Source organism: Gammaproteobacteria bacterium (genome assembly GCA_016199745.1).
In the GTDB taxonomy this organism is placed as follows: domain Bacteria; phylum Pseudomonadota; class Gammaproteobacteria; order Acidiferrobacterales; family Sulfurifustaceae; genus JACQFZ01.
Genome location: JACQFZ010000063.1, coordinates 1 through 1,279, shown reverse-complemented (window position 1 = coordinate 1,279; position 1,279 = coordinate 1). Strand labels below are relative to the sequence as shown.

At 55.0% G+C, this 1,279-nt stretch carries 1 protein-coding gene; it reads left to right on the top strand.

Going from position 1 to position 1,279, the window contains the following annotated elements; all coding sequences use genetic code 11:
* Positions 1-402: 402 nt before the first annotated feature.
* Positions 403-1,279, top strand: an 877-nt coding sequence (locus HY308_16700) for a group II intron reverse transcriptase/maturase (protein ID MBI3899915.1), incomplete at its 3' end; no start/stop codon positions are given.

The window sequence follows — 1,279 nt, the reverse complement described above, 5'->3', positions numbered from 1 at the left end:
CGTTCGCAGTAACAACTGATTATCTCGCGGGTTCAAGTCCCGCCCAAGGAGTTATCCGTACGCCTTGGTAGTACGAGGGAGCGGCGTCTGAGCAATCAGAGGTCGTGAGTTCCCAAACGGCAAAGCTACAGGCCGCAGCGTAAGCGAACCTACACGTAGCCTCGTAACTTATTCGGAGATGCCGACCTTGTGGTCAAATAGGGAAGGCCGACGCGCACAGATTCAGATAACGGAAGCGACCTGTGCAATCTCCCGGGGTAGCAGGGGCGGCATGCAGCGGAAGATAACCAGTCCAGTGCTGGAGACCCGATGCAGTGATGTTTGAGGAACATCAACCGGTGCGTATAAGGAAACGAAAACGCACTGGGCTGTATCGGGAGTCGGAGGGGTCCATAGTATCGTTTGAGGACATGGGACAACATAACCCTGTCCGAGAAAAGGGACCCTGCTTACCGCAAGGCCAAGCAAGAACCGGCCTACCGCTTCTACGCGCTCTATGACAAAATACACAGGGCCGACATTCTCAGTCATGCCTACCATTTTGTCAGGGCCAACAAAGGGAGCGCCGGCGTCGATGGCGTCACCTTCGAGGCCATAGAGACCGGAGAAGGAGTAACCGCCTTGTTGGCGGAGCTGCAAGAAGCACTGAAGAGCAAGACCTATGCACCGAACCCTGTAAAGCGCGTCATGATACCCAAAGGAGACGGCACAGAGCGTCCCCTCGGGATACCGACCATTCGTGACAGGGTTGCTCAGATGGCCGTCAAACTGGTCATCGAACCGATCTTTGAAGCAGACTTCATAGACATCTCATACGGATTCAGACCCAGGAAGTCGGCCCATGATGCAATCGAGGATATATCGTATGCCCTCAACTGCGGGTATGCAGAAGTCATCGACGCCGATGTGTCCAAGTACTTCGACACCATCCCCCATGCCAAGCTCATGGCCGTGGTCGCTGAGCGCATCGTTGACAGTGCGATACTGCACATCATCCAGATGTGGCTCAAGGCCCCGGTCATCGAAGTGGATAAGGACGGAACGAAGCGGAACATCGGCGGCGGCAAGACAAACACCAAAGGCACACCGCAAGGCGGGGTTATTTCACCGCTATTGGCCAATCTTTACCTGCACCTCTTAGATAGGATATGGCACAAGAAGCAGCTCCAGAGCAAACTGGGAGCGCGTCTTGTACGGTATGCCGATGATTTTGTCGTGCTGTGCAGAAAGGGAACCGAGCAATCGATGGCGGTAGTGTGTCGGGTGTTCGAACGACTGG